Annotated in this window: 21 protein-coding genes and 1 pseudogene; 13 read left to right on the top strand and 9 right to left on the bottom strand. The window is 59.6% G+C overall.

From position 1 onward, the window contains the following. Positions 1-44 precede the first annotated feature (44 nt). On the bottom strand, positions 45-416 hold the full coding sequence (locus ACQY7U_RS25080; RefSeq protein ID WP_428650970.1) for a MerR family transcriptional regulator: 372 nt from the start codon (positions 414-416) through the stop codon (positions 45-47). Positions 417-1,484: 1,068 nt separating this feature from the next. On the opposite strand from ACQY7U_RS25080, the gene ACQY7U_RS25085 reads away from it, so the two are divergent. From ACQY7U_RS25085 to ACQY7U_RS25100, 4 genes are all read left to right on the top strand, one after another. After that, positions 1,485-1,763, top strand: coding sequence for a helix-turn-helix domain-containing protein (locus ACQY7U_RS25085; RefSeq protein WP_428650973.1), 279 nt, complete (start codon positions 1,485-1,487; stop codon positions 1,761-1,763). 171 nt (positions 1,764-1,934) lie between these two features. Then, positions 1,935-5,297, top strand: coding sequence for a carbamoyl-phosphate synthase large subunit (carB, locus tag ACQY7U_RS25090; RefSeq protein ID WP_428650976.1), 3,363 nt, complete (start codon positions 1,935-1,937; stop codon positions 5,295-5,297). Between the two features lie 112 nt (positions 5,298-5,409). Beyond that, positions 5,410-5,883 (top strand): transcription elongation factor GreA, encoded by a 474-nt coding sequence (gene greA / locus ACQY7U_RS25095; RefSeq protein ID WP_428650979.1) that lies wholly within the window; start codon positions 5,410-5,412, stop codon positions 5,881-5,883. Positions 5,884-5,987: 104 nt separating this feature from the next. Next, positions 5,988-6,449: a hypothetical protein gene (locus ACQY7U_RS25100; protein ID WP_428650981.1), complete on the top strand. Its 462-nt coding sequence runs from the start codon at positions 5,988-5,990 to the stop codon at positions 6,447-6,449. 12 nt (positions 6,450-6,461) lie between these two features. Here the strand turns inward: ACQY7U_RS25100 and ACQY7U_RS25105 are convergent, their stop codons facing one another. Both ACQY7U_RS25105 and ACQY7U_RS25110 read right to left on the bottom strand, forming a co-directional pair. Continuing rightward, positions 6,462-6,812, bottom strand: a complete 351-nt coding sequence (locus tag ACQY7U_RS25105; RefSeq protein ID WP_428650984.1) for a VOC family protein — start codon at positions 6,810-6,812, stop codon at positions 6,462-6,464. 17 nt (positions 6,813-6,829) lie between these two features. Then, on the bottom strand, positions 6,830-7,297 hold the full coding sequence (locus tag ACQY7U_RS25110) for an Lrp/AsnC family transcriptional regulator (protein ID WP_428650987.1): 468 nt from the start codon (positions 7,295-7,297) through the stop codon (positions 6,830-6,832). Positions 7,298-7,509: 212 nt separating this feature from the next. Between ACQY7U_RS25110 and ACQY7U_RS25115 the strand changes: the two genes are divergently transcribed. The 3 genes from ACQY7U_RS25115 to ACQY7U_RS25125 are packed head-to-tail and all read left to right on the top strand — an operon-like array spanning position 7,510 to position 10,481. Beyond that, positions 7,510-8,532, top strand: a complete 1,023-nt coding sequence (locus tag ACQY7U_RS25115; RefSeq protein ID WP_428650990.1) for a mitochondrial fission ELM1 family protein — start codon at positions 7,510-7,512, stop codon at positions 8,530-8,532. 51 nt (positions 8,533-8,583) lie between these two features. Further along, positions 8,584-9,552, top strand: a complete 969-nt coding sequence (trxB, locus tag ACQY7U_RS25120; protein ID WP_428650993.1) for a thioredoxin-disulfide reductase — start codon at positions 8,584-8,586, stop codon at positions 9,550-9,552. A 32-nt stretch (positions 9,553-9,584) separates the two neighbouring features. Further along, positions 9,585-10,481 carry a LysR family transcriptional regulator gene (locus tag ACQY7U_RS25125; protein WP_428650996.1) on the top strand — a complete coding sequence of 299 codons (897 nt, stop codon included), beginning with the start codon at positions 9,585-9,587 and terminating at the stop codon, positions 10,479-10,481. 543 nt (positions 10,482-11,024) lie between these two features. Here ACQY7U_RS25125 and msrP read toward each other — a convergent pair. Together msrP and ACQY7U_RS25135 are read right to left on the bottom strand one after the other, a co-directional pair. After that, complete coding sequence (gene msrP, locus ACQY7U_RS25130) at positions 11,025-11,987, bottom strand: protein-methionine-sulfoxide reductase catalytic subunit MsrP (protein WP_428650999.1); 963 nt, start codon at positions 11,985-11,987, stop codon at positions 11,025-11,027. Positions 11,988-12,153: 166 nt separating this feature from the next. Continuing rightward, complete coding sequence (locus ACQY7U_RS25135; RefSeq protein ID WP_428651002.1) at positions 12,154-14,220, bottom strand: elongation factor G; 2,067 nt, start codon at positions 14,218-14,220, stop codon at positions 12,154-12,156. Between the two features lie 331 nt (positions 14,221-14,551). On the opposite strand from ACQY7U_RS25135, the gene ACQY7U_RS25140 reads away from it, so the two are divergent. The 5 genes from ACQY7U_RS25140 to ACQY7U_RS25160 are packed head-to-tail and all read left to right on the top strand — an operon-like array spanning position 14,552 to position 18,507. Beyond that, positions 14,552-14,881 carry a hypothetical protein gene (locus ACQY7U_RS25140; RefSeq protein WP_428651005.1) on the top strand — a complete coding sequence of 110 codons (330 nt, stop codon included), beginning with the start codon at positions 14,552-14,554 and terminating at the stop codon, positions 14,879-14,881. A 58-nt stretch (positions 14,882-14,939) separates the two neighbouring features. After that, positions 14,940-15,203: a hypothetical protein gene (locus tag ACQY7U_RS25145; RefSeq protein WP_428651007.1), complete on the top strand. Its 264-nt coding sequence runs from the start codon at positions 14,940-14,942 to the stop codon at positions 15,201-15,203. A 57-nt stretch (positions 15,204-15,260) separates the two neighbouring features. Next, positions 15,261-16,229, top strand: coding sequence for a glycosyltransferase family 2 protein (locus ACQY7U_RS25150; protein ID WP_428651010.1), 969 nt, complete (start codon positions 15,261-15,263; stop codon positions 16,227-16,229). A gap of 17 nt (positions 16,230-16,246) precedes the next feature. Continuing rightward, positions 16,247-17,773 (top strand): hypothetical protein, encoded by a 1,527-nt coding sequence (locus ACQY7U_RS25155; RefSeq protein ID WP_428651013.1) that lies wholly within the window; start codon positions 16,247-16,249, stop codon positions 17,771-17,773. Beyond that, positions 17,770-18,507: a class I SAM-dependent methyltransferase gene (locus ACQY7U_RS25160; RefSeq protein ID WP_428651016.1), complete on the top strand. Its 738-nt coding sequence runs from the start codon at positions 17,770-17,772 to the stop codon at positions 18,505-18,507. Before ACQY7U_RS25155 ends, ACQY7U_RS25160 begins: the two co-directional genes overlap by 4 nt. Positions 18,508-18,733: 226 nt before the next feature. Here ACQY7U_RS25160 and ACQY7U_RS25165 read toward each other — a convergent pair whose 3' ends face one another. Together ACQY7U_RS25165 and ACQY7U_RS25170 are read right to left on the bottom strand one after the other, a co-directional pair. Next, on the bottom strand, positions 18,734-19,933 hold the full coding sequence (locus ACQY7U_RS25165) for a pyridoxal phosphate-dependent aminotransferase (protein WP_428651019.1): 1,200 nt from the start codon (positions 19,931-19,933) through the stop codon (positions 18,734-18,736). 70 nt (positions 19,934-20,003) lie between these two features. After that, the gene (locus ACQY7U_RS25170; protein WP_428651021.1) at positions 20,004-20,768 is read right to left on the bottom strand and encodes an MBL fold metallo-hydrolase; all 765 of its coding nucleotides are present in this window, start codon (positions 20,766-20,768) and stop codon (positions 20,004-20,006) included. 103 nt (positions 20,769-20,871) lie between these two features. Here ACQY7U_RS25170 and ACQY7U_RS25175 point away from each other — a divergent pair, with 103 nt between their 5' ends. Beyond that, entirely contained in the window at positions 20,872-21,288 is a 417-nt protein-coding gene (locus ACQY7U_RS25175; RefSeq protein ID WP_428651024.1) for a winged helix-turn-helix transcriptional regulator, read from the top strand. 35 nt (positions 21,289-21,323) lie between these two features. On the opposite strand, the gene ACQY7U_RS25180 is transcribed toward ACQY7U_RS25175, so the two are convergent. Next, positions 21,324-22,454, bottom strand: a complete 1,131-nt coding sequence (locus ACQY7U_RS25180; RefSeq protein ID WP_428651026.1) for a hypothetical protein — start codon at positions 22,452-22,454, stop codon at positions 21,324-21,326. 212 nt (positions 22,455-22,666) lie between these two features. Then, positions 22,667-22,910 (bottom strand): annotated as a pseudogene (locus ACQY7U_RS25185) (chromate transporter); the annotation flags it as partial.

The raw sequence follows: 22,910 nt of genomic DNA on the forward strand, positions 1-22,910 counted from the left end.
GCGCAACCGCGCACCGGGGTTTTAAACGTCACCGAAGCAAGAGATCAGTTGACCAGTTCTTCGAAGACGACGAGAATCTCATCGACTTCCGCGAGCTGCTCATCCAGCATCTGCTTTTGTTCGGCCAGAAGCTCCTGCTGTGCCTTGCAGATTTCCTGCAGCTCCCGGAACTGCTCCTGGCGGTCGGTCTTGCCTTCCACCAGCTTGATGACCCTGCGGATCTCGGCGAGCGTCAGCCCGATCTTCTTGGCCTGCAGGATCACTCGCATCCGGGAGATGTCCCGTGACCCGTAAAAGCGGCGGGCGCCTTTACGCACGGGATTGAGGAGACCTTTCTCTTCGTAGAAGCGAAGGGTTCGAAGTGTGACATCGAACCGCTCGGACATCTCCGAAATCGCGAGAGCACGGTCGTCCATTACGACTTCCTGCCCCGGACCTGCTATGTCCGGAACAGCAATTAACTTGGTTGCTACATTGTTCATTTTTTTAAGCCCGATCTTGTCTTTCTTGTTCCAAGTCTGGCTGGCCTTGCAATACTCCCGGCAATCCGGTCCCACCACCGGATCGACAGGTCCCACTAGCACTGCAATGGCAGCCCCCTCAGCTGGAAGCACATGGCTTTTTCGCTTCAGAAGCCTCCAAACACCAAACTCCTAGGAGACTAAGCGGTAGTCTAATACACCTTTTTGATAGTTAAAATCTACGCAAAAAATGGATTTATTGAACATTTTCCGCAGAAGTCCCGTGTTGAACAACACTATAACTCCGCCATCTGTATGAAAGTTTGCACAACTATGAATAATTAATCAGAAACAAAAACTCACCGAAGGTCATAAATATTAATTATCGATAATCTACTTCAACGAAATAGACCCGGACGAATGAGGAATTTTTAGGCAGAATATTCTTGTTCCGGCCAACTTTCCCTCACCGAAACTACTTAGCGACCTTTTCAAGCACACTGACAATTATTACAGGATCAGGTAAACTCGAAGAAGGACAGCAGAAAACACGCTCCCGAATGCGCACCGAATAATTCGCCAGCAGGGTTCAAGGAACGATCAAACCCGTATTCCAGCACACCCATAACGCGTACAACAGCAATATATGCAGGGTGGGCGCCACCTGCTTGCCAGCGTCCGTCACCAGTCCGGAAATCCACTGTTTTTTCGGGCCCGGGATCCGCGGTCATCGATAGAATGCCGATCTGCCCCCCCCGCTGACGGGATTGCCGCAGCTCACCGGCCGGTGGCGGCGCCCGCACGACCAACGGCCCGCGGCGTGTCACAAGCCGTCTAACCGCCCCGGAAACGTTGCAAATCAACCATTCAGACAGCACCCGCGGACTGGAAACTGCGGCAAAAAGAGCACTTTGTGCACTTCCTGATTGACATTCGGGTGGGGAGGTTATTTCTCTCAGGTCAGCCTGAACCGCGCTTTCGCGCCCTGCAGAACGGAACCAAGTTATTCCGGAACAACACATAATGGCCGAATCAAAATCAAAAGACGCTGTGCCCGTCATGACCCCGCAGCAATTCCGTCACTGGCGGCGGACGCTTGGACTGAAACAGAAGGATGCCGCAGACCGGCTTGGCCTGAAAAAGCGTATGATTCAGTATTACGAAAAGGGAAACAGGGACGGCCGGCCCGTGGAAATTCCCAAATCGATCCGTCTTGCCTGCTATGCCCTGACCAAGGGAATCGGCGATTTTGACGGTCAAACCACGACACCTTTGCCCGATCCGGTCATCGACCTTGAATAATCTGCACGTCCGGCTCGGAAAAACAGCATCTTGAGGCCCTGCCGGGGTTCCCTAACTCAGCGCTTTTGCCTATAAGACGCGCTCAGCCAACATTGTCATTCACCTAAAGACACGCGCCAGACCGAATAGCGGCCGCTACTTCGGATTGGCCGCTGCGAGCTGCGAGCCGAGATGCCCAAACGCACAGATATCTCTTCCATCCTGATCATTGGTGCCGGTCCGATCGTTATCGGTCAGGCCTGTGAGTTCGACTATTCAGGCACCCAGGCCTGCAAGGCACTGCGCGAGGAAGGGTATCGCATCATCCTGGTGAACTCGAACCCCGCGACGATCATGACCGATCCGGATCTCGCCGATGCCACCTACATCGAGCCGATCACTCCGGAGCTGGTGGCCAAGATCATCGAGAAGGAACGGCCGGACGCGCTGCTGCCGACCATGGGCGGCCAGACCGCGCTGAACTGCGCGCTCGAACTGGAGCAGATGGGCGTTCTGGAAAAATTCGGCGTCGAGATGATCGGCGCCCGCGCAGAGGTGATCGAGAAGGCAGAGGACCGGGAAAAGTTCCGCGCCGCCATGGACACCATCGGTCTCGAAAACCCCCGTGCCTCCATCGCCTCTTCTCCCGCCATTCACGATGAGAACGGGCGTATCACCGGTTACGACCGCAACGCCGGCTACCTGGAAGCCATGCGTGCCCTTGACGAGATCGGCCTTCCGGCCATCATCCGGCCGGCCTTCACGCTTGGCGGCACCGGCGGCGGCGTTGCCTATAACCGGGAAGAATACGAGACAATTGTCCGCTCCGGCATCGATGCCTCCCCGGTCGGCCAGGTGCTGATCGACGAGAGCCTGCTCGGGTGGAAGGAATATGAGATGGAAGTGGTCCGCGACAAGGCGGACAACTGCATCATCATCTGCTCCATCGAAAACGTCGATCCGATGGGCGTGCACACGGGCGATTCCATTACCGTCGCGCCGGCCCTGACGCTGACCGACAAGGAATACCAGATCATGCGCGACGCCTCGATCGCGGTGCTGCGCGAGATCGGCGTCGAAACCGGCGGCTCCAACGTCCAGTTTGCCGTCAATCCGGAAAACGGCCGTCTGGTGGTCATCGAAATGAACCCGCGCGTGTCGCGTTCCTCGGCGCTTGCGTCCAAGGCAACCGGTTTCCCGATTGCCAAGATCGCCGCCAAGCTCGCCGTCGGCTACACGCTCGACGAGTTGGAAAACGACATCACGGGCGGAGCCACCCCGGCGTCCTTCGAACCGACCATCGATTACGTCGTCACCAAGATCCCGCGCTTCGCATTCGAGAAATTCCCGGGGTCGGAAGCCTACCTCACCACCGCGATGAAGTCCGTCGGTGAAGTCATGGCCATTGGCCGCACGTTCAACGAAAGCCTGCAGAAGGCGCTGCGCGGCCTCGAAACCGGGCTGAACGGCTTTGACGAGACCGAAATTCCAGGCCTGGACCAGGGCGACGACAAGAATGCCCTGCGGGCCGCCGTCTCGACAGCGACGCCGACGCGGCTCCTGAATGTCGCACAGGCCATGCGCCTTGGCATGAGCATCGAGGAAATCCACGAGGCCAGCGGCATCAACACCTGGTTCCTGGAGCAGATCGCCGACATCCTGGCGATGGAAGCCAAGGTGCGTAACGCCGGTCTTCCGCAGGACGCGGTGAACCTGCGCAAGCTGAAGTCCATGGGCTTTTCCGACGCGCGCCTCGCCAGCCTTGCCGGCATTGACGCCGACGACGTGGTCAGGCTGCGCGGCGAACTGGACGTTCACCCGGTCTACAAGCGCATCGACACCTGCGCCGCCGAGTTCGCCTCGCCGACCGCTTACATGTACTCGACATATGAAGCTCCCTTCATGGGCAAGCCTGCCTGCGAGGCCGCGCCCTCCGACAGGAAAAAGGTCGCCATTCTGGGCGGCGGCCCGAACCGGATCGGTCAGGGCATCGAGTTCGACTACTGCTGCTGTCACGCCGCCTTTGCCCTGGAAGACGCGGGCTACGAGACCATCATGGTCAACTGCAACCCGGAAACCGTTTCCACCGACTACGACACGTCGGACCGGCTCTATTTCGAGCCGCTGACCCCGGAAGATGTTCTGGAAATCATCCGCAAGGAGCAGGAAAACGGCACGTTGCATGGCGTGATCGTCCAGTTCGGCGGCCAGACCCCGCTGAAGCTCGCCCAGACGCTCGTCAAGGCGCATGTGCCGATCCTCGGCACCTCGCCGGACATGATCGACCTGGCCGAAGACCGGGACCGTTTCCAGAAGCTGCTGGTCAAGCTGGACCTGAAACAGCCGGAAAACGGCATTGCCTATTCCGTCGAACAGGGCCGTCTGATCGCCGGCCAGCTCGGCCTGCCGCTGGTGGTACGCCCGTCCTACGTTCTGGGCGGCCGCGCCATGCAGATCATCCGCGACGAGGAAGCCCTCAACTCCTATCTGCTCGGCACGCTGCCGGAACTTGTTCCGGCGGAAGTACGGGCGAAATACCCGAACGACAAGACCGGCCAGATCAACACGGTACTGGGCACCAATCCGCTGCTGTTCGACCGTTACCTGGACGGTGCGATCGAAGTCGATGTGGATGCCTTGTGCGACGGCAAGGACGTCTTCGTCTGCGGCATCATGGAACACATCGAGGAAGCCGGCATTCATTCCGGCGACAGTGCCTGTTCCCTGCCGCCCTTCTCTCTGAGCGAGGACATGATCGCCGAACTCAAGCGCCAGACCACCGCCCTGGCCCTCGGCCTGGAAGTCGGCGGCCTGATGAACGTGCAGTTCGCCATCAAGAATGGCGAGATCTACGTTCTGGAAGTGAACCCGCGCGCGTCGCGGACCGTGCCCTTCGTCGCCAAGACCATCGGGGCGCCGGTCGCCAAGATCGCCAGCCGGATCATGGCGGGCGAAAGCCTGGCCTCCTTCGGCCTGAGCGAGAAAAAACTCGACCATATCGCCGTCAAGGAAGCCGTGTTCCCGTTCGCGCGTTTCCCCGGCGTTGACACGATTCTCGGGCCGGAAATGCGCTCCACCGGCGAGGTCATGGGTCTGGACACGGCCTTCGGCACCGCCTTTGCCAAGTCGCAGCTCGGCAGCGGCACGGGCGTGCCCTCCCAGGGAACCGTCTTCGTCTCCATGCGCGATGAGGACAAGGCCGGCGTGGTGGAAGCCGTTCGCAGCATGGAAGCCGCCGGCTTTTCGATCATCGCCACGGGCGGTACGCAGAAGTTCCTTGAGGAAAACGGCATTGCGGTGAAGAAGATAAACAAGGTGCTTGAAGGCCGCCCGCATATCGTCGATGCTATCAAGAACGGTGAAGTCCAGCTCGTCTTCAACACGACCGAAGGCGCGCAGGCCATTGCCGACAGCCGGTCGATGCGCCGGGCAGCTCTTCTGAACAAGGTGCCGTATTACACGACCCTTGCCGGTTCGGTGGCTGCAGCCAAAGGCATCGCCGCTCATAAAGCGGGAAGCCTGGAAGTAAGACCTTTACAATCCTACTTCGGCTGAGGCTAATATGATCGTGGCCGGCCGGGAAAGCATGTCTTTCCCGGCTTGGTTTGTTTTTGTTAAAGCGCGGTTCCCGAAACGGGGGACCCAATAAGCTGAAGGTCTGAGACCAATGGAAAAAGTTCCGATGACCTCTGCCGGTTACAAAATGCTTCAGGATGAACTGAAGGAACGTACCGCGGTTGAGCGTCCGCGCATTGTCGAGGCAATTGCCGAAGCGCGCGCACATGGCGATCTGTCGGAAAATGCCGAATACCATGCTGCGAAAGAGGCCCAGAGCCTGAACGAGGGCCGTATTGCGGAACTGGAAGACAAGCTTTCCCGCGCCGAAGTCATCGACGTGACCAAACTGGACGGCGACGTCGTCAAGTTCGGCGCGACCGTCCTTTTGATCGACGAGGACACGGAAGAGGAAAAGAAATACATGATCGTCGGCGACGTTGAGTCCGACGTGAAGCAGAGCAAGGTCTCCATTTCCTCCCCCATTGCGCGTGCCCTGATCGGCAAGTCCGTCGGCGACAGCGTGGAAGTGACCGCCCCCGGGGGGGCCCGCTCCTATGAGATCGTCGAAGTCAAATACATCTGATCAATCAGGCCGTACCAGCACATCGTTTTGCCCTTTGACGCCCGGCGGTGAACCGCTAAGCTGGCCACGATTATGTGTCCGGACAAAGTGTCGGAGGGCAAACAATGGTTTTTAGCGTGATTGCGGTGTGGCTGCTGGTTGCAGCGGTTCCCTTGTGGATTTTTCGCTGGGTTCTCTATTCCGGTCTCGAGCCACGCGAACGGCAGATATTCAGACGCATCGTAAAACTCCGCCATGAGCGTGCGGTCGTCTTCGCGCTGCGCGTTTTCGGATATCTGCTCGCCCTGGCGGTGGTGGTATTCGCGCTCGTCTTCGGGCTCAGGTTTTTCAAACACGGCACGGTCGGTTTCGGCACGTTTCGCGAGATGATCCGCAGCCGCATGTATTCCGGCATGCATCCGCTAGACCAGGCCCTGGACCAGTATCACTATCACCAACCGCTGCCCATCGCCGTACTGACCACTATCCTGGTCCTGTCCATCGCCTTCACGCTTGTTGCCGTCGCGCTCAGGGATATCGTCCTGATCAAGCGGATGAAGAGAAAACTGGCGCGGCTGGAACGCTGAGGCGTTTGCCCGTCAATGATGCTGCAGAATATTGACAAGGCGGTCGAAAGGGTCGCGTACATAAAACCGGCGCACGCCCCATGGTTCGTCGGCCGGGCCGTATTCGATCGCAAAGCCTGATGCCTGTGCCCTTGAAAGCACTTCGTCCAGGTTGTCGACCTCTATGGAAAGATCGGGAACACAGGTCCCGGAACCGCCTTCCTGTGCAATGCTGATCTGCGCAACCGCCTGCCCCGCGCCCACATAGGTCGCAATCCAGCCGTGATCCATTCCAAGATCCATGCCAAGGACATCGCCGTAAAAGCGCTGCGCCTTGTCCCGGTCCAGCGGAGCGATGTTCGGGACAATTCTCTTTACAGCCATGACAGGCAGTTCCAAATTCAATCAATCGGGACGACAGGTTCGTCCTTCGTACGGCGAATGGTCAAGGCGGTACGTACACTGTCCACATTCGGTGCGGCAGTCAGCTCCCGGATCACGAAATTCTGGAAGGCCTGAAGATCCGGCGAAACACATTTCAGCAGGAAATCGACTTCGCCGGAAAGCATGTAGCTCTCCCGCACAAGCGGCCATTTCTGCACGGTCTCCTCGAAGGCAATCAGATCGGCTTCCGTCTGGCTGTGCAGGCCGACCATGGCAAAGGCGGTCACATCGTAACCGAGCTGTTTTTCATCCAGCAGGGTCCTGTACCCCTGGATGAGGCCGGCTTCCTCAAGCGCACGAACGCGGCGCAGGCAAGGAGGCGCGGAAATGCCGACCCGGCGGGCCAGTTCGACATTGGTCATCCGGCCGTCGTCCTGCAATTCCTTCAGGATCTGCCAGTCAATGGCATCAAGGCGCGCTTTCAAGCCTGTCTCCTTTGAACGTCACCCCAGGGCTCAAATTTCGGGGTTCATCATGTGGGTAGGTGACGCCGAACCGGGTTCGGCGGCTTGCAGGATCGTAAAATCCCGCTAACGTGTCGGTTGGTGCCGAATTATGATTTTTTGCGCATTTGTGCAAGACTATAACAAATTTGCGCACGATTTCGAAAGATTACGACAGGGCATCGCCTCCTCACATGCACAGACCGCCGGAGACCTCCTCGTCCGCCGCCCCTTCCAGCATTTGGGTGCTAACAGACGGAAAAGCGGGAGATCTGGCCCAATGCGTCGGTGTCGCAGAGGCTTTGAATTGTCCCTACGAGACACGCACGGTCGCACCGAAACCTCCCTTTTCCTGGTGGCTCCCATTTGGTCCGACGGACCCGCGCGAACGCGAGGGCCGGCCCGACAGCCCGATCGCCCCGCCCTATCCCGACATCGCCATTGCGTCCGGCCGGCGGGCAGCGGCTTACCTGCGCCGGATCAAGCGGCTGTCCCAAGGCAGAACCTTCACGGTGTTTCTGAAGGACCCCAGGACCGGACCTGATGCCGCCGACCTGATCTGGGTTCCCGAACACGACAGGCTGCGCGGGCGCAATGTTCTCGTGACCCCGACATCGCCACACCGCTTCCCGGTGACCCGGCTCTGTCAACTCAGGGAACGGTCCGCGCCCGAAATCGACAAGCTGGCGCCTCCCCGGGTCGCCGTCCTGATCGGCGGCGACAGCCGTCACCACACATTTTCCGAGGACGATCAGACACGGCTGCTGGCCGGACTGCGCCGGCTTGGCGAAGAGGACGGCGCCAGTCTCATGATTACGTCGTCCCGCCGAACGCCTGCGGGACTGGCGTATGGTCTGGCGAGCCTTGCCAAGGCGGGCGGGCATCTCTACTGGACCGGCGAAGCGCCAAATCCGCTCGGCCTTTATCTCGCAAAGGCCGATGCGATTGTCGCGACGGCGGATTCGACGAACATGATCGGCGAGGCAACAGTGACCGGAAAACCCGTTCACGTGTTCCATCCCAGTGGCGGTCACGACAAGATCACCCGGTTTTTGGGGACTTTGCAGGGCATGGGCGTCATTCACCCCTTTCCAGGTCCGCTGAAAACCACTACCTACGAGCCGATAGATGCCACGCCCCTGATCGCAGAACGGATCTTGACCGACTATGCGGCCTTGAGGCAGCAAGAAACAAAGGGCCCGGCGGGCACGGCATGAGGAGCCGTCTTCGCCACGGACGTGACACGTAAACAGGATAGGGTGCGCTTCATGAGCACGGAACACAGCAAGCTTTTGATCATCGGCTCCGGACCTGCCGGTTACACTGCGGCGATTTATGCTGCCCGTGCGATGATCGAGCCGACGCTGGTGTCCGGAATTCAGCCGGGCGGTCAGCTGACCATTACCACCGACGTCGAAAACTATCCGGGCTTCGCCGATCCCATCATGGGCCCCTGGCTGATGGAACAGATGCAGAAGCAGGCCGAGAACGTCGGCACGAAGATTGTCTATGACACCATCGTCAAGGCGGATCTGTCGCAGCGCCCGTTCCGCCTGGAAGCCGACAGCGGCACGGTCTTCACCGCTGATGCGCTCGTGATCGCGACCGGAGCCCAGGCACGCTGGCTCGGCCTGCCGTCGGAACAGGACCTCATGGGGGCCGGGGTTTCGGCTTGCGCCACCTGCGACGGTTTCTTCTACCGCAACAAGGAAGTCGTCGTCGTCGGCGGCGGCAACACCGCGGTCGAGGAAGCGCTCTACCTTGCCAACCTTGCCAGCAAGGTGACCCTGGTTCACCGCCGCGACAGCCTCCGGGCCGAGAAGATCCTGCAGGACCGCCTTTTCCAGAACCCGAAGATCGACGTCATCTGGGACAGCCAGGTCGACGAGATCCTGGGTGGCGGCGAACCGAAGGCAGTGACCGGCGTGCGGCTGAAGAACACCAAGACCGGCGATTTGCAGGACATTTCCACCGATGGAGTGTTCATCGCGATCGGGCATGCTCCGTCCGTGGAACTCTTCAAGGATCAGCTTGCGCTCAAGGCCAACGGTTACCTTGAAACCGCGCCGGATTCGACCCGGACTTCCGTTCCGGGCGTCTTTGCCGCCGGCGACGTGACAGACGACATCTACCGGCAGGCGGTCACAGCGGCCGGCATGGGCTGTATGGCTGCCCTTGAAGCGGAAAAATTTCTGGCTGAACATGAAGCCGATTCCACACGGCAGGCAGCTGAATAACGCTGCCTGACCGGCCTGCGCAGGGGGCATGCATGGACTGGGACAAGTTACGCATCTTTCATGCAGCCGCTCAGGCTGGCAGTTTCACGCATGCGGGCGACAGCCTGCACATGAGTCAGTCTGCCGTCAGCCGGCAGGTCAGCTCGCTGGAACAGGATCTGGGTGTGACCCTGTTCCACCGGCATGCGCGCGGCCTGCTTCTGACGGAGCAGGGTGAGCTTCTCTACCGCACGGCCAGTGATGTGCTGATGAAGCTGGAGGCCGTGCAATCCAGCCTGACCGACAGCAAGGAAAAGCCTTCCGGCATCCTGAAAGTCACGACCACCGTCGGCCTCGGCTCGACCTGGCTCACGGCCCGTATCAAGAACTTCATCGATCTCTATCCGGATGTGGACTTGCATCTGATCTTCGATGACGACGAGCTGGACCTTGGCATGCGCGAGGCGGATGTCGCCATCCGTCTGCGGCAACCGACGCAACCGGATCTGATCCAGCGCAAGCTGTTCACCGTGCATTTTCACGTCTTTGCCGCACCGGAATACCTGCAGCGCTTCGGCACGCCCACTTCGATCGAGGACCTCGACCATCATCGCATCATCGCGTTCGGGGAACAGGCTCCGGCCTACCTGCGGTCCATGAACTGGCTGGAAACTGCCGGACGCACGGAAACCAACCCGCGCCGCTCGGTCCTGAAGGCCAACAACCTTGTTGCCCTCAAGCGCGCCGTGCAGACCGGCGTCGGCATTGCCATGCTGCCGGACTATATCATCGACAAGGCCTCCAACATCGTGCCCGTTATGATGGATCTGGAGGACAAGGTGCCGTCTTTCGACACCTATTTCGTCTACCCTTCCGAACTCAGAAACACGGCTCGCGTCACCGCCTTCCGCGAGTTTTTGCTGGCCAACGCGCAGACCTGGATCTTCTGAGCGGGCGTCATACCAGCTCTTGAACTGCGTTTGATCGTGCCCTGCGGGCAGGAACTGCCTGAGTCGCACCCAATTCAGGCTGGGCAATGCATTGCGAGACACCAATTGCAGCGCTATTGGGCAGGGGAGAAGCCGGTTTATCAGCCCGGCCGCCCCTTTTTTTGAGGGAATACCTATTTTTCTTATCCGATTAAATTAATCTCCACAGCGCATTTCGGCACGACGTTTCCAATTAACACCTTGTAATAAAACAACTAATTATCAAATGCACATTTGTCGCGCAAAGACCTGCATTTTTTGCATAGCTGATCTGCGCCCCTGCCTCTTGTTTATGCAGCTTGTGCACTGCATATAAGCATCACTGTTGGTCACCGGGACGTCACGTCCTCCTCCCAGTGATGTCCTGACCAGCTGTTCCCCTCTGGAAGGTGATTCCACTGTTTTCAGTGAATCAATTCAAACTGCCGGGTCCTCAAGACCCGGCATTTTTTTTGCCTAAACTATTGTGCGTCGCGATATTGCTTGATCTGCCCAGTGCGGTTGCTACATGAACAGGGCCTCGCCGTTCATATCTTTATAAAGACCGGCAACCTGTTCTTCGTAACCGTTGAACAGCAAGGTATCGCGCCGTTCATCCGTACCAAGCACCGCTTCAGAAGACTGTGGCCAGCGCCGGTGCGGCACTTTCGGGTTCACATTGGCCCAGAAGCCATATTCCTGAGGCTGGATCTCTTCCCAGAAGCTGACCGGCCGCTGGTCGGTGAATGTGATCTTCACGATCGACTTGATCGACTTGAAGCCGTATTTCCACGGGGTCGCCAACCGGATCGGCGCACCGAACTGCCTGGGAAGCGGCTTGCCGTAGACACCTGTTGCGATGAACGCCAGCTCGTTGGTGGCCTCTTCCAGCGTCAGGCCTTCGATATAGGGCCAGGGATACCAGCTCTGCTTCTGACCGCTGGCGACAGACGGGTCATGGAAGGTTTCAAAACGCAGGTATTTCACCCCGGTCTTGGGTCCGGCAAGACGGACCAGATCGGCCAGAGGAAAGCCCGACCACGGCACGGACATCGACCAGGCCTCCACACAGCGGTGGCGGTAAAGCCGTTCCTCAAGCTGCATCTTGGCCAGAAGATCGTCGATCCCGATCGTCTGCGGGTTGTCGATCATACCGTCGAGCGTCACCGTCCAGGGCCGGATTGCAAGTTTCTGGGCGGCCGGCCAGATCTGCTTGTGCGAGCCGAATTCGTAGAAATTGTTGTACTTGGAGGCGATTTCTTCCCCGGTCAACTCACGGTCCAGCTTGTAGGCCTCGTTGCGCGGCACCGGATAAAGTCCGGCGCTCGGATCCTCTTCGGCATAAGCCGGGCGTGTGCCAAGACCGCTGCCCAGAAGTACACCGCTGCCGGCAAGGCCTGCCAGGATCTGCCGGCGGTTCATGAAGACGTGTTCCGGCGTCGCCTCGCGCTCCGCCAGTTCCCAACTTCGCCTCTTCAATATGTTCATGGTCGATCTCCCGTTTGCAGACGAGAAAACCGGAAACGCAATTCAATGGCAAATAACGCCCTGGTGACCGGGTACATGAAACTCGTGATCGAAGAGCAGGAGCCGGTGACGCGCCATGAAAAGAGGGGCCTCGAAGGCCCCTCATCTCTCATTCCGGACAGGGCTGTCAGGCTGCCTGCTGCTTGCCCGAGCGTTGCAGGGCGAGTTCGGCCGCCTTGCCGGAAAGTTCGGCCATGTGGTCGAACTCGGAGGTGTAGCTGGCGACCCCTGCCGTTGCCGAACGCAACTCGATGATCAGGTCGCTGATTTCCGCTTCGGGCATCAATGCCTGCACCTCGTCCCAGCCGGGCCAGTCCGGCCGCGCATCGAAGCCGAGCAACTGGCCGCGCCGGGCCGAGACGATGGCGTTGACCTTGGCGGTCGCATCACTCGGACAGGCGACGGTCACCTTGTGAACCGGTTCCAGCAGCACCGGCTTGCAGTCCGGCAGGCCTTCCCGGATTGCCATGATGCCCGCCATCTTGAAGGCCTGGTCGGAACTGTCGACCGAGTGGTAGGAGCCGTCTTTCAGGCAGATGGAAATATCCACCACCGGGAAGCCGAGAGGTCCGTTGCGCAAGGCGTCGAGCACGCCGTCCCTGACGGAGGGAATATATTGCTTCGGAACGACACCGCCGGTGATCGTATCGGAGAACTGGATACCCTCGCCGCGCGGGAGCGGAGCGATTTCCAGCACCACATCGCCGAACTGGCCGTGCCCTCCCGACTGTTTCTTGTGGCGCCCGCGGACCTTTGTGCCGGAACGGATGGTTTCCGCGTAGGGCACATGCGCCGTGTGTGCAGCAACATCCAGTCCGTATTTCCCGGAAAGCCGTTCCTGGGCAACGCGCAGGTGCATTTCCCCCTGCCCGGCCAGCAGCGTTTCCGCCGTGGTCTGGTTCTGGCTGACGGTCAGGGAGCGGTCCTCCTCGACCAGTTTCGCCAATGCCGTCGAAAGGCGGACTTCGTCCTTCCTCTGGGCCGCGGCAATGGCCGTTGCCAGCACCGGCGGCCGTTTTTCGGCTTCATAGAGACTTGAGATCTCGCCGCCTTCAAAACCGAGCAGATCGCCGGTCTGGACCTCATCCAGCCGCCCGAGCGCAACCAGATCGCCCTTGCCCGCGGTCGCTATCTTCGTCGCCTGCTGCCCGAATACGGTGAACAGGCCCGAGACCTTGACCTCCTCGCCACCGTTGACGAACAGGCTGTCACCATCGGAAACCTGCCCGTCCAGGACACGGGCGATGGACAATTTGCCACCATGCTGCGTGTGCAGGGTCTTGATCACCTGCAGGACCTGGCGGCTACCGTTGCCGAGGTTCCGGCGGCTGAGCAGGTCGACACCCGGTACCTCGTGCCGCAAGGCCTTGAGCAGCTTGCCGACGCCGTTGCCATGGTCGGCCGAGCCGAAGAAGACCGGGCAGATCAGCCCGTCCTGCATCTCATTGACCAGATCTGCAAAGACCCGGTCCCGGTCCGGGGCTATGTCTTCCAGCAGCGCTTCCATGAGATCGTCGTCATGGTCCGCGAGATGCTCCAGCATTGTGAACCGGGCTTCGTGCTCCCGCTTCAGGTCCTCGTCGGACATGTCGATCTGGGTGCTTTCTTCCTTCTCGTGATAGACATGCGCGCGCTCAAGGGCCAGATCGATAAATCCGGTGGCCTGACTGCCTTCCCAGATGGGAATTTGCCGCAGGACCAGCGGCACGGCGGATGCCGGCTGGAGAACGTTCAGCACATCGCGCACCCGGCGGGTGCTCTTGTCGATCTTGTTCAAAAACAAAACCCGCGGAATGGCGCGGGCTTCGAGCGTCTTCAGGATGAGCTGCAAGGCGGGTACCTTACGCTCGTCATCCTCCGCGACCACAACGGCCATGTCGACACCGCTGAGAGCCCCATCCATTTCGCTTAAAAATTCAACCGATCCCGGGCAATCGACAAAAACAAACCGGTCCCCCAGATATTCCGTATCGGCAATGTTGAGTTCGACGCTCATGCCGTGCGCCCGGGCCTCCGGCGAAGCATCGCCCACCGTGTTGCCGTCCCCGACTGTGCCCTGCCGGGCGATCTTGTCCGTTCGTGCCAGCAGTGCCTCAAGCAGGCTGGTCTTGCCGCTGCCGAACGGACCGACTAAGGCGATGCAGCGCGGAGTACCGCCCGCAGCAGATCCCTTCCCGTTTGTCGTGATTGCCATATTGAACCTCCCGTGTGTTCGAGGATGTCCTCTTGAACAGCGCGGCAAGGCCAGCGAAGAAGGACGCGTGCCTGCCGCGTCTCGCCCGAATGGGATCGAAGGCTGCTGGGCCTAGCGCTTGCACACGAAAGCCCCCCTGTTCCGCAACCCGTCGACCAGGGCGGTCAGCCATCGTCGCGCCGATCAAGGCCGGAAGGCAAGGGAAAGTTACGCGGCAGCGCAGCATTTGCGGGAGGATCATCGCTATGTCCTGCCACGGTTGTCAGCTATTCTTGTGGTTGCGCAGACGGATAAACCGGTTTGTCTGAAGCGGTCAGGAAAGGAAGGGCGTATGCGAAATGCGAAGCGGCGCCGGTGTTTGCGTCTCCTCACGATGGTTGCCACCACGGCGCTTCTCGTCCCGGCGGCCTCCCCGGGCCCCTCCTTTGCCCAGGCTGCCGAGCTACGCGGACTGCCCCAGTCGGGCACCCCGCGCCTGCCCTCCGCCCAACAGCAGCTCAACCAGAACCTTGGCCGCCAGCAATCAGAGTTCTCGACACGGCAGCGGGCCGACAGCAGCAACCGGCTGAACCGGACCGATCAGATCAATCGCCAGATCATGGAACCCGAGACGACGCCGAGCGACTGCCCCGGTGGCAACGAGGCCTGCCAGGGCAAATGATCTTGGGGACCTGCGACCGTCATACCCAGGGTATGTTCCGTTCATATCGGATCATTCGATGTCGGAAAACCTGTTCACCGTCGAGGCGTGTCCCGAAGCGCGATGCTGTGTATCTGACGAGAGGCGCTACGAAAATGGCGGGCAGATTTTCCGCGCGCTCGACAGGCCGGGCACCCTTGCGCCACAGGCTATCACGGGCGAGATGATCTTGCCCCGGCGTCGTTGCAATGCCTTTGCGGGTGCATCGGGTTGCGCGGCGCGCCTTCCCAAGCGACCTGCTTTCGGTCATCAAATGACCCAAAACTTCCAAGACGTGCTCTAATACTCATAAACTACATTATTTCCCGGGATCTACCTGAAGGTTTCACCGTTATCTCTCATGAAGCTGATAGTTCAAATTCCCTGTTTCAACGAGGAAACAACCCTGCCTTTGGTCATCGCGGGGATCCCCCGGAGTTTTCCCGGGGTGGATGCCGTTGAAATTCTCGTCATAGATGACGGGTCCAGCGACAGAACCGCTGCCATCGCAAGGGAACACGGTGCCGATCACGTCATTTCGAACAACCGCAACAAGGGGCTTGCCAGCAGCTTTCAGGCAGGCATCGAAGCCGCCCTCGCGCGCGGAGCGGATATTATTGTCAATACGGATGGAGACAACCAGTACTCCGGTTCCTCCATCCCGGATCTCGTCCGCCCCATTCTAGAGCAGCGGGCGGACATCGTCGTTGGAGACCGGAATCCGGGAGACAATTCCGACTTTTCCTGGCTCAAGCGGCAACTTCAGAAAATAGGAACGCGTATCGTCGGCAATCTGGCGCGCGTCGACGTGAACGATGCCGTTTCAGGTTTCCGCGCCTATTCACGCAATGCCGCCTACACGATCAACGTCATGACGCGGTTCAGCTACACCACCGAGTCGCTCATCCACGCCGGCCAAAGGGATCTGACGGTTGTCTCCGTTCCCGTAATGACCAATCCGACCACTCGCCCCTCGCGGCTAACCGGGTCGACATCCGGTTTTCTTCGCAAGCAGATCGTAACCATTCTCAGAAGCTATTTCATGTACCGGCCGTTGAGCGCATTTCTCTCGGCCGGTCTTGTGATGATTGCAATCGGGCTTCTGCCTGTCCTGAGATTCCTTTTTTACTACGCGACCGGTGATGGCGAAGGACACATCCAGTCCCTGGTGCTTGGCAGCATGTTTCTTCTTGCCGGATATATCACCGTCGTCATTGCCTTCCTGAGCGACTCCCTTTCGACAAACCGACGCCTGACGGAGTCGGTTCTGGAGAGGGTCAGACAACTTGAAATGAAATCCTCCGCGCGTGACCGGGAAACCGATCAATAAGGCAGAGGGGTAGTCTCATGACACAAGCCATATCGGGCACAGGTTGCAGCCGTTCGGTTACAATTACGAGATCACTCGACCTGATTGTCCTTGGCATCTTGACCTATGCCGTACTGGCCAGCGGGGTCTTGCGGGAATGGGCATATCCATTCGGACAGAATATTTACGACGAGTATTTTCATGCCATTCTGGACGGGCACCTGGATCTGCCCGCACGCGTCGCCCAGCTTGAGGGCCATTACTCACCCGACGGCGTTGCCTACATCTATCACGGCCTTGCTCCCCTCATCACACGGTTCGTTTTCGGCTGGGCCTGGCCCTTCGAAAGCTTCTCGCTAGCCCCCCTGTCCGTCTGGATCTGGGCCTGCATTGGGTCGTTTTGTTACAATCTGGCGTTCGTGACGGTTGCCGCCCCTCACCTTGAACAGCTTGGCGAGCGCGGTGTCAGACTGAGCCGCTACCTCAGCCTCGCAACCTGGTTTTGCAGTCCCGGAATTTATCTGACAGCCAGCACTGCGATTTACCACGAGCCCGTCGTCCTGACCTACGCGGCAACCGGTGTCTTCGTGCTGGTGTGGGCGCAAGCCGTATTCGGCGACTGGCCAGTCTGGAGGACGGCAATCCCCTCGGCGCTGATTGCCGCCATCGCTCTTCATGGCCGTCCGAACGTCGCCATCGGGCTCTATCTCGCCACCGTACTCGTCCTCCTGCTGCTGGCCAAAACTTCGCTCAGGACACACTGGCTGCGCATCGGCTTGGCTCTCCTCATTCTGGGTCTCAGCGGCATCGGATATCTGACCCTGAACACCGCACGCTTCGGCTCGCCAACCCATACCCATGGCAGTTTCCTGAAGAGCAACATGCAATACGGTTATGTGTTCTGGGGTGTCGAGAAGGAAAACAGCGCGCGCGCATCCGCCTTCACGGAACACGGCAGGTTCAACGCCAGGCGCATTCCCTACAACTTCACGATTCACATGTTCGACCTGCCGGAGACCCGTCTCGATCTGAAAGCGCCCCGCGACCGGCTGCGAGAGATCGCCCAACGGATCCTTGCCCCTGACCTGGGCTTCATCCGCTCCGCGAAACCCTTCGTGGGCATGGTCTGGCTGTGGCCACTCTGGCTGATGTTTGCCGTTTACGCTGTCACCGCGCAAAGGAAGTTCTGGTTCCGGATGGCGATCCCGCTGGCTGGCGGATTGGCAACTACGCTTGTCACACTCTCCTACGGAACGGTTGCACTGAGATACAAGACGGACATGTGGCCACTCCTCAGCCTGCTGGTACTTTTGGGACTTTTTGCGTTCACAAAAAAAGTGGCCGGCAATCCCGGCAGTTTCGCTCCGAAATGGGCCGCCGGAGCGTGCCTGGTCTTCGGCCTCTTTCTGACCTGGAGCATGGCAACGGGGTTCATAACCTATCAGACCGGCACCCGGTACACGCCGGTGTGGAGCGACGAACAGTGTGAGTTCTTCACCGGGAAGAAGAACTTTTCGCGAGAAGATGCCGCCCGCATCTGCAGCCCGCCAAGGATCGGCGGATGACCTTTCATTTGGAAACAGTCGTCAAACGGCTCTATGTAAGAGTCCTGCGGTGTGCTCGTGCCTTCGCAGGACGGCTCGGCCTGTTGAAACTGCTGGATGCGGCGGCCTCCGGACACAGGTGGGCCCACTGGCTGAAAAGCCTTTTCGCGATCCGCGATATCGACGGCCTGATTGAACTCGATGTTCCCTGGTGGACGTATGGCGCAATCGACGTGGCAGACGCCTTTTTGGCGGCCCATCCCGATGCACGGGTGTTCGAGTTCGGCTCCGGCGCCAGCACTGTCTGGCTTGCGCGCAGGGCAGCAGCAGTCATCAGTGTGGAACATGACAGAGACTGGCACGCGCTGGTAAGCAGCCGTCTGGCCGGCCTGGCCTGTAAGGCGTCGACGCAGCTCCAACTCGTTGAAGCCCTTCAAGCCGGTGGAAATACAAATTCGCGATATAATTCCGGAAAACCGGGCTTCGCAGATCAATCCTTCGAGACCTATGCGACCGAAATCCTCAGACAGGAGGGACTTTTCGACCTTATCGTAATCGATGGCCGTGCCCGTGTCGGCTGTCTAGAGCACGCCATAGGCAAACTTGCTCCCGGCGGCATCATCATCTTCGACAACTCCGGTCGCGCCCGCTATTCCGAAGCGATTACAACAGCCGGTCTGGACATCCGGCGCTACCGGGGGCTGACCCCTTCCCTTCCCTATTTTGAAGAGACCTCGATCCTGACGCACCGCTGACGGCCAACGGAGAGCAAGCCGCCAGTGGACGCCTTCCCGGACGCAGCGTAGCGAGGATCCGGGATCCATGGATCCAAAACCGAAGACAAGAAAACTTCCAACCCCTGCAACACTCAGGTCCCGGCTCGCGCATCGCCTGGCCGGGACGGCACTGAGAACGAAGTCCTTTGGCCCCATGAAAAAGGGCGGCCGAAGCCGCCCTTGTGTCTTCGAATGTTCGGAAACCTTATTTCAGGTTGCCGCAGAAGCGCTGGATGCGGGTGCAGGCTTCTTCCAGGGCTTCGGTCGAGGTCGCATAGGAGATGCGGAAGTTCGGGCCGAGGCCGAACGCGGAACCATGGACCACGGCAACGCCTTCGGTTTCCAGAAGCTCGGTGACGAAATCGGCATCGTTCTCGATGACCTTGCCGGACGGAGCCGTCTTGCCGATGGTGCCGGCGCAGGACGGGAAGACGTAGAACGCGCCTTCCGGAACCGGGCAGGAGATGCCCTTGGCCTGGTTGAGCATGGAAACCACCAGGTCGCGGCGCCCCTTGAAGACTTCATTGTTCTTCGGAATGAAATCCTGGGTTCCGTTCAACGCCTCGACAGCTGCCCACTGCGCAATGGAGCAGGGGTTGGACGTCGACTGGGACTGGACCTTCGCCATCGCCTTGATCAGATCTGCCGGGCCACCGGCATAACCAATCCGCCAGCCGGTCATGGCATAGGCCTTGGAGACACCGTTCACCGTCAGCGTGCGCTCGTAAAGCGCCGGCTCGACCTGGGCCGGTGTGGTGAACTTGAAGTCGTCATAGACCAGGTGCTCGTACATGTCATCGGTCAGGATCCAGACATGCGGGTGTTTCATCAGAACCGCCGTCAGCGCCTTCAGCTCGTCTTCCGTATAGGCCGCGCCGGAGGGGTTGGACGGAGAGTTGAAGATCAGCCACTTGGTGCGGGAGGTAATGGCCGCGTCCAGGGCTTCCGGCGTGATCTTGAACGTGGATTTGTCGGCTTCCACGATCACCGGCTCGCCACCGGCCAGCAGCACCATGTCCGGATAGCTCACCCAGTACGGCGTCGGGATGATGACCTCATCGCCCGGGTTCAGCGTCGCGATGAGTGCATTGTAGAGCACCTGCTTGCCGCCGGTGCCGACAGTGATCTGATTGGTTTCGTAGTTAAGCCCGTTTTCCCGCTTGAACTTCTCGACGATCGCCGCCTTCAGCTCCGGAATACCGTCGACGGCGGTGTATTTGGTCTTGCCTTCGTTGATCGCCTTGATGGCGGCCGCCTTGATGTTGTCCGGGGTATCGAAATCCGGCTCGCCAGCACCGAGACCGATCACATCGCGGCCTGCGGCTTTGAGCTCGCGCGCCTTGTTGGTGACAGCGATGGTCGCAGAAGGTTGTACACGCGCCAATGCGTCAGCAAGAAAGCCCATAATGTCCTCCAGGGGGAAACGGGAATAACAGCGCGCGGACCCTAGATCCGCGCGCTCTGGAAGACAAGCCCTAATCAGCCTCCGATACGGCGGATTTCAGGCGTGTAGACCCTTGCATTGCGCTCGGCCGCTCCAGGCGGGCGACGTGCCTTTGAATGGCGGCAGCACCCAGTGGCCCGCCATGGCCGAGGTAGAAGCGGCGGGCACCACGCTCAAGCAGCATTCTGAGCGATGCGGCCACTTCCGCGGGGTCCTCCTCGAAGGGCGGTTGCCTGGGCCGGTTCCTCAGGGCAATTCCTCCGAGCAGGATACCGGAAGCGGCAAGGTCGCCCGCGAAGACCGTGCCGTCATCCATCAGCAGGGAGATCGACCCCGGGGTATGCCCGGATGTCGGCAGAACCCGTCCCTTGACGCCGAATTCGGTCAGGCTGCGTTCCTCTGAGCCGGACAGGACGATGTCCGGAGTGAAATGGGGGAAAGGCGCCTCGATCGCGCCGGTCATCTTGAAAATTCGCCCGAAAGCTCCGGTCGGGCGAAGCAGCGGTTGCTCCCCCTGGCAGTAGGCGATGTCGGCCTCATGCATCAGTATGGGCGCCCCTGAAAGGTCTCGCAGTGCCCTTGCATCGCCCGCGTGATCGATGTGGCCATGGGTGACGACGATCAGCTTGAGATCGGCAGAGGTCAGCCCGGCCCCGGCGAGTGCCCTCCGGATTTTCCTTTCCGAGCCGGGCAGTCCCGCGTCGATGAGAACCGCACCGCCAGGAACGATCAGCAGAAAGGCGTTCACCATGCCAAGGGGAAGGATCGGGATCGTGATGATGTCTGGCCGTGCCATGATTGCAGCCGCTCCGTCTGAAATGCTAGGTTCAAGCTGACCTAACCGGGCGCGGAGCTGCGTTCAATTAGGCACCTTCAGGTAACCTCCGGCAGCAGATCCCATGACCGATGCAGCATTGAAACTCTGGTCCCTTCCCGAAACGGACGACTGTCCCGTAGCCGATACGCTGAAGAGCATCGGCGGCAAGCACACTCCGAGGATCCTGCATTGCCTGACGATCCGCGACCACCATTTCCTGGAGCTGCAACGCAGCCTGCCGCCGATCAGCCGAAAGGTGCTGACGGAGGAATTGCGGCATCTGGAGGAGATCGGCCTTGTCATCCGGACGGAACTCGACGATGCCCGGCGCCGGGTCCGCTACGGGTTGTCGGAGAAGGGGCGCGGGCTTGCCGATATACTCGGCCGGATTTTCCTGTGGGCGCTGGAATACCGCGGCATGGATCCGGCAGGCAGCGGCGTGCAAGACGAAAGGAAGCACGGCAACCAGGCGCAGACAGGGGTCACCGCCGTCTTGTGAAGGTTCGGACGAGCCCTCGTTTGCAATTCACCGGATTAGCTGCGCGTCTCCAGAACCAGTTTCGGTTCCTTCTGGTCGCCGTCCAGCAACGAGCACTTGAAGCGCTTTTTCTTGGTCTGACCGTTCACGATGTTCACCGATATGGAGACCGGCACCTCGGATTTCTGGTTGGCCGCTTCCAGCAGGGACGTATAGCTGTTGGAATGCAGCAAGGTTTCGGTGATCGGCTGGGTGCTGATCAGATCCGGCGTCAGCTGATAGGTCTTCATGGCGGCACTGTTCGCCGCGATGATCATGCGGGATTTGGTGTTCACCACGAGAATGGGCGAGCTGCAAACCTCGAATACCCTGGAAAAATCGACATCGCCTCCGGAGTGTCCGGCAGAGAACAGAACCCCGCCGACGGTACTGCCGATGCGGAAATACATGGCGTCGTAGTTCAGTTCGAGACTGTCGTTGCTGGCAAGCAGAAACTTGCCCCGTCCTGTCGCACTCGCTCTTCGGGTCAGTGCGGTCAGGGCGAGTGACACGATCGTGCGGCCGACCCGCTTCTGGATGTGTGCAATGTTGCGTCCGAGGATCAGGCGTGCGTCCTCGATCTGGAAGCTCTTGACAAAACCTTCGCTCGCAAACCGCACATAACCGAATGTGTCGACCAGCAGCACCACCCGGTTTGAAGAGGCAACGAAATGCTGGAGGATCGGCGCCAGGCCAAGTGCGACCCGGCCCGGATTTGCGTTTTCCTCGCCGATGGAGGGAAAGCAGATCGCGATGATGCGCCCGTCCGGCAGGTCGTAGCGGTAGGCGACGATCGGGATGCCCGGAATGCGATGGTCGGCCCCGCCGCCGACGTCGAACGGCCCGGCTTTTCCCTCACGAATGGCGCCCTGGACGAGAAGGAGAATGGTTTTCCGGTCTTCCGGCGACAGCAGGCGCAGGGCCTCGGCGGATGGCGCTTCCTGCAGGTCCTTGACTTCGCTGTTGAAGCTTTGCGAGCCGATCTCGTGCCAGAGAATGGTCTTCTTGCTGATGTCCGCAATGAAGAACTGAAGTCCCGCCAGGGAAAGAGCCGGTTTCTCTCCCTTCCGCGGTTGCTGGATATCTGACGGCTCCACAGGCTCCTGAGGCTGCTCAGCCAAAGTACTCTGGGCTGCGTTGATCGTCATTCCGTGCCTGACCCGTTCATTGAAGAATTTTTCAGCCACAAGTATGGGCTGAAATTGCAAACAAAGACTGAAACAACGACATAGAATCAGACCGAATTGGCATTTGTGACAAGATTTACGCTAGGTAATTCTTGTTTTTACTAAATGCCTAATCGTCAATTTTACAAATATTTAATATTAGTCTCCGGCAACGGCAGTTCCGGGTTCGTTCATCAAAGAAGATACTCGAGCAGAAGCCCGCAGAGCGCGGTTCCGGCAAGCGCGAACACAATCCCCATGCCGAACCGCAAGAGCAGGACCCCCGCAACGGCCGAAAGGACAGGCACCCGCCAGTCAACGGTCGCAAGGTCCGGAATCCAGGGTTGGGCCGGCCCCATGGGCAGACGTGCGACCGATGCGAACATCACCTGCAGGGCGAACCAGAGGGAGAGGTTCAGGATCACTCCCACGACAGCA

Source organism: Roseibium sp., assembly GCF_050301095.1.
Lineage (GTDB): Bacteria > Pseudomonadota > Alphaproteobacteria > Rhizobiales > Stappiaceae > Roseibium.